Consider the following 4443-nt stretch of genomic DNA (forward strand, 5'->3'; position numbering starts at 1 on the left):
CAAGAACTGGAAGATACTTGCCACCGGCTTTCGAGGGCGCCTCGCCGAGCTTCCGAATGTCATCCGAATCGTCACCGCACTGGAGTTCTACCGACTTGGCTGGTAAGGGCTCTGAATAACGCTCAAAGAGGACTGCGTTTTGGGCGACCGATTGGGAGTTCAAATGGGAATCCGGGGCCGAGCTCGGGCCGAGTTCGGTGCATCACGCTCGGCCTGGCGGGTGTTATCCGATACTAGAAGGATGGTAGTCTTCAATTATGAAGCTCGACCTACGTGGTCAGACGGTCACCGCGCAGGAATTCGGTTACACTCTGTCGCTTGCCACCAGTGGCGGATACGAAGTGCACATCGAGAAGGACTATTCTATTTGTTCGCCGCAGGGTGTGCGCAGCTTCTCGCCGGATCCGTCGAACGTCGATTCGGAGCAGGTGCGAGCGCTTGCCGAGCGCGACATCGTGTCCTTGGTGGCCGAGGAATCCGGCGTGCTCACGGTGGCCTTCCCCGACGGCATCAGCCTGCGGGGCGAGCCGAGCGATGCCTATGAGGCGTGGAATGTCACTGGCCCCGGCGGTATGAGAGTGGTGTGCATGCCGGGAGGCGAGTTGGCGAAATGGGGCGCGGAGCAGGAGTAATGCCTCGAGGGGCCACAGGTCGAGGCGGTAAGGGAACCTCAGTCCGTCAGCTTCTCCGCTATCAGCCCTCGCTGAGTGCGACCCGGTGGTGCCTCGTGCGCTCGTGCGCGGCGGCACGCTTCCGCCCGCCGCCGTCGCGATCCAGCCCTGGCGCGTGGTCTGGCAGTCCCTCGACATCACTGCCGGCGCCTGTGGGCCGCGTGGACGACCCACGACGGCGCCAGGCGTGGCTACTGAACAGCGGAAATTTGTTTGTACTATATTGTCGTAGTACGTTGTGGCCGTGAGCGAGGTGCCGGTCCGCGTGCTCAACCAGGACACCGCAGGTGTGCTGGCCAGGGTCAAACGTGGCGAAGAAATCGACATCACCGAGCGCGGTGTAGTCATCGCGCGCATCGTGCCGCCGGCGCCGCACCCGCTGGCGGACCGGGTCGCCGCCGGCAAGTTGCGCCCCCCAACAGCCGAAGGCCCGATACCCAGGCCACAGGGCCCGGTCCGAACCGACCACGAATCGGGCGAACTCGTGTCGCGAATGCGGGACGAGGATCGCTACTCATGATCTACCTCGACACGGCCCCGTTGATCAAGCTTATCCGCCGGGAATCGGAAAGTGACGAGTTGGCCGACTGGATCGAGCAGCGCCGCCCCTCCATGCTCGTATCCTCCACACTCGCCGAGGTGGAGGTGCCGCGAGCGCTCCGCCGAAGTGAGCCGGAGCTGCTGGCTGCCGTCCCAGCGGTCCTGCAACGGGTGGGGCTCTACGAGATCGACGAACTCGTCCGCGCGACGGCCGCCGCCTACCAGGACGCGAACCTGCGGTCGCCGAACGCCATCCACCTCGCCACGGCCCACGCCGCACTCGGCGCCGAGCTGACTGCCTTCGTGACCTACGACAAGCGACTGCTCGCGTCGGCTGAGGCCCTGGGCCTACCCGTGGCGCACCCGGGAGCCTGAGGCAGCGGCGCCGATGTTGAGGTCGTGCGTGGCCTGGTCTTCTTCGGCGGGCGTGATGGCCGATGGTGGCGGCACCTGGTGTTCGTTGAGGACGGTGAGAGCTGCCATCGTGACGATCCAACTCTGGCGCATCGCCTGGCAGTCCGTCGACATCGCCGCCGACGTCTGCCGTACACCTCTGGCCGAGCGCATCTCCGCCGCCTCCTTCCATCCACCCGTACTGGACGGACCAATGCCGCGCCCGGGCGGTCCCGTCCGAACACACCACGAGGCGGGCGAGCTGCTACGCGGCATGCGGGAGGAGGAGCGCCGTTGACCGGGTTCCTCGCGTCGAGTGGCCGCGGCCCGTCGCGCATGTCCTGGCGTGGTCGATCCGCGGCACCTGTGGACATGTCAGGAGAATGTGGCTACCTTTGGCGGTGAGAATGTGACCACAGGAGGCTGTCGTGGAGGTCGTGGGCATCCGGGCGCTGCGGGACGGGCTGAGCCGTCACTTGGCGGCCGTGCGTGAAGGGCACACGCTGACGGTCACCGACCACGGCCAGGTGATCGCCCGGATCGTGCCGGCGGGGCGACCGAGCGCGCTGGAACGTCTGATCGCCGAGGGGCGGGTCACCCCGGCCAGGCGGCGCAAGCGGCCTGCGCCGGAGCCGGTCAAGGCGTCCGGCATCGTCAGTGACCTCGTCGCGGACCAGCGTCGGTGATCGGTTACTTCGACACCTCGGCGTTCGTGCCGATGCTCGTTGAGGAGCCCAGCAGCGACCTCTGTCGGAGCTTGTGGAAGGACGCCGACGCCGTCGTTTCCACCCGGCTCCTCTACGTCGAGGCGGCAGCCGCGCTGGCGCAGGCACGGCGGCTTGGTCGGCTTGCCGAGCTGGAGCATCGGGCTGCGCTGCGGGTCCTCAATCGGCTGTGGGCAGAGGTGGAGATCGTAGAAGTGGATCACCTGCTGACGAGACGCGCCGCTGAGCTTGCGTACGCGTGCGCGCTGCGTGGGTATGACGCAGTGCACTGCGCCTCCGCCGAGCAGGTGGACGACGATGAACTGGTGGTCGTCAGCGGCGACCGGAAGTTGCTGGCGGCCTGTGCGGCGCTGGATATGGCTACGGCCGATATCAACGGAACCTGATCGGCCATCCCTACATCCGGCGCCCTCGGCCGACGTCGTGAAATGTCCCGCCCCCTTCCCACGATCAAACCAAGGTCACCGCTGGGAAGTGGGACAGAAGGGCGCCGGGTTGCCGTCCAAGGAGAGCGCGGTCGAGCTACCGCTGATCGAGCAACTGCGCGTGATGGGATGGACTCACCTCGCCGCGCTCACGGAGGACGGCCGGCCCACCGGGCGCGCGTCATTCCGGGAGACCATGCTGGAGGATCGGTTACGGGCCAAGCTGCGGGAGCTCAACACCGAGGATGGGCAGGTGTGGCTCGACGACCGGCGGCTCTCGCAGGCCGTGGCCGTCCTGCATCGCGCCATCGATCAGCTCCGCCGCTTGGGGGAGAAGCGGCATCCGAAGATCGACGTGCAGGTCAAGTCGTAGCGCCGGTCCAACGGCCACCATCGATCTTGACTCGGGCGTTAGGATCCTGTCCCTGGATGGTGAACAATCCTCAACCCTCAGAACCGACGTATCTGTTAACGGCAGATCCTGCGAGCAATCATAACTGTTTGTGAAGTCTGGGAGTGACGGATGGTGCGCGCCTGGACGGTCCGGGCCGGACGAGAAGGGGAGCGGGAATCGGTCGCTCTCGAAGAGGGGCTCGTCATCGCCGGATGGGAAGAGGTAAACCAAGATCTCTCCGAAATCCGGGACCGCGAACAGTTGCGGGCCCTGTTGCTGGACATCTATGAGGATTACAGCCCACAGGTCATCGCTAACTGGACTGGCCAACTCTGGCGGTTCCGGGAGGAGATAGCCATCGGCGACTTGGTGGTCATGCCGGTCACGCGTAGTGGCCGACGCCGGTTGGCGGTGGGTACCGTTACAGGTCCGTATCACTACCGCGCCACATCGGCGCCCGGCTTTCGGCACACGCGGCCGGTCGAATGGAAGCGCAGTGATATCGATCGTGACGCCGTCCAGCCCGACCTGCGCGACAGTATGGGGTCGCTGCTCACCGTGTTCGAGCTGAGTAGGAACAACGCCGCCCAGCGCATTAGCGCACTGGTGGAGCAGGGTGTCGATCCCGGGCCGTCTGAATCGACCGACGACCGCCCGTCGATAGCGTCCCCGCAGCTGCTTGAAGAACTCGTAGCACAGTCGCTTGACGATGGCGAGCCGGTCACCTTGACCGTCCGTGAACTACTCAGCATCTGGGGGCATACTCGACGCTGGCCCTCGGTGGTTCAGCAGATACACGGCGAACTGGAACAGCGGGGGCTATCGACGAAGCCGCCGTTCACCGACGGCAACATCAACAGCAAGATCACCATTGTGCCGGTTGGTACGGAGCCGAGCGCCGGCGTGCCGGTACCAAAGGTGACCGAGCTACCCGACGAACCTTCGCCGGAAGACAGGCCGGTCACTTGGCTGGTAAAGCAGCTCCCTTCCGCCGAGACCCAACTCGCCTGGGTGCGTCCGGACGACGAGCTGAGTACCGCGACGACCAGGATGGCGATCGACAATTTCTCGCAGCTTCCGGTTCTGGACGATGAGGGGCGACTGCTGGGAGCGGTGAGCTGGGAAAGTATCGGCATAGCCTACCTGTCCAACCGCGCACCCACCCTCGAGCACAATACCGCTAAGTTAAGACCGGAGAGAGCAATTTGATGGTTGGTGGCCCGGTGTGGCGGGTTCCGTGGTGGTGGGCTCGCTTGATGAGGTAGGCATTGTGTTTTCCTCGCTTGATCACGCGT

Annotated in this window: 8 protein-coding genes; all 8 read left to right on the forward strand. The window is 65.1% G+C overall.

From position 1 onward, the window contains the following. The first annotated feature begins 257 nt into the window (after positions 1 to 257). Positions 258 to 632 carry a DUF6188 family protein gene (locus FFT21_RS28080; protein ID WP_137816923.1) on the forward strand — a complete coding sequence of 125 codons (375 nt, stop codon included), beginning with the start codon at positions 258 to 260 and terminating at the stop codon, positions 630 to 632. Positions 633 to 915: 283 nt separating this feature from the next. Beyond that, positions 916 to 1191 (forward strand): type II toxin-antitoxin system Phd/YefM family antitoxin, encoded by a 276-nt coding sequence (locus FFT21_RS28085; protein WP_137816924.1) that lies wholly within the window; start codon positions 916 to 918, stop codon positions 1189 to 1191. After that, complete coding sequence (locus tag FFT21_RS28090; RefSeq protein WP_137816925.1) at positions 1188 to 1586, forward strand: type II toxin-antitoxin system VapC family toxin; 399 nt, start codon at positions 1188 to 1190, stop codon at positions 1584 to 1586. Before FFT21_RS28085 ends, FFT21_RS28090 begins: the two co-directional genes overlap by 4 nt. 109 nt (positions 1587 to 1695) lie before the next feature. Next, positions 1696 to 1902 carry a hypothetical protein gene (locus tag FFT21_RS29395; protein WP_192909810.1) on the forward strand — a complete coding sequence of 69 codons (207 nt, stop codon included), beginning with the start codon at positions 1696 to 1698 and terminating at the stop codon, positions 1900 to 1902. 130 nt (positions 1903 to 2032) lie between these two features. Beyond that, positions 2033 to 2290 carry a type II toxin-antitoxin system Phd/YefM family antitoxin gene (locus tag FFT21_RS28100; RefSeq protein WP_137816926.1) on the forward strand — a complete coding sequence of 86 codons (258 nt, stop codon included), beginning with the start codon at positions 2033 to 2035 and terminating at the stop codon, positions 2288 to 2290. Then, entirely contained in the window at positions 2287 to 2715 is a 429-nt protein-coding gene (locus FFT21_RS28105; RefSeq protein WP_137816927.1) for a type II toxin-antitoxin system VapC family toxin, read from the forward strand. The genes FFT21_RS28100 and FFT21_RS28105 overlap by 4 nt, the downstream gene beginning before the upstream one ends. Positions 2716 to 2803: 88 nt before the next feature. After that, positions 2804 to 3127 (forward strand): PDDEXK family nuclease, encoded by a 324-nt coding sequence (locus tag FFT21_RS28110; protein ID WP_137816928.1) that lies wholly within the window; start codon positions 2804 to 2806, stop codon positions 3125 to 3127. A 150-nt stretch (positions 3128 to 3277) separates the two neighbouring features. Beyond that, positions 3278 to 4357: a DUF8426 domain-containing protein gene (locus tag FFT21_RS28115; protein ID WP_137816929.1), complete on the forward strand. Its 1080-nt coding sequence runs from the start codon at positions 3278 to 3280 to the stop codon at positions 4355 to 4357. Positions 4358 to 4443: the final 86 nt, after the last annotated feature.

This window comes from Gandjariella thermophila, from assembly GCF_005405885.1.
Lineage (GTDB): Bacteria > Actinomycetota > Actinomycetes > Mycobacteriales > Pseudonocardiaceae > Gandjariella > Gandjariella thermophila.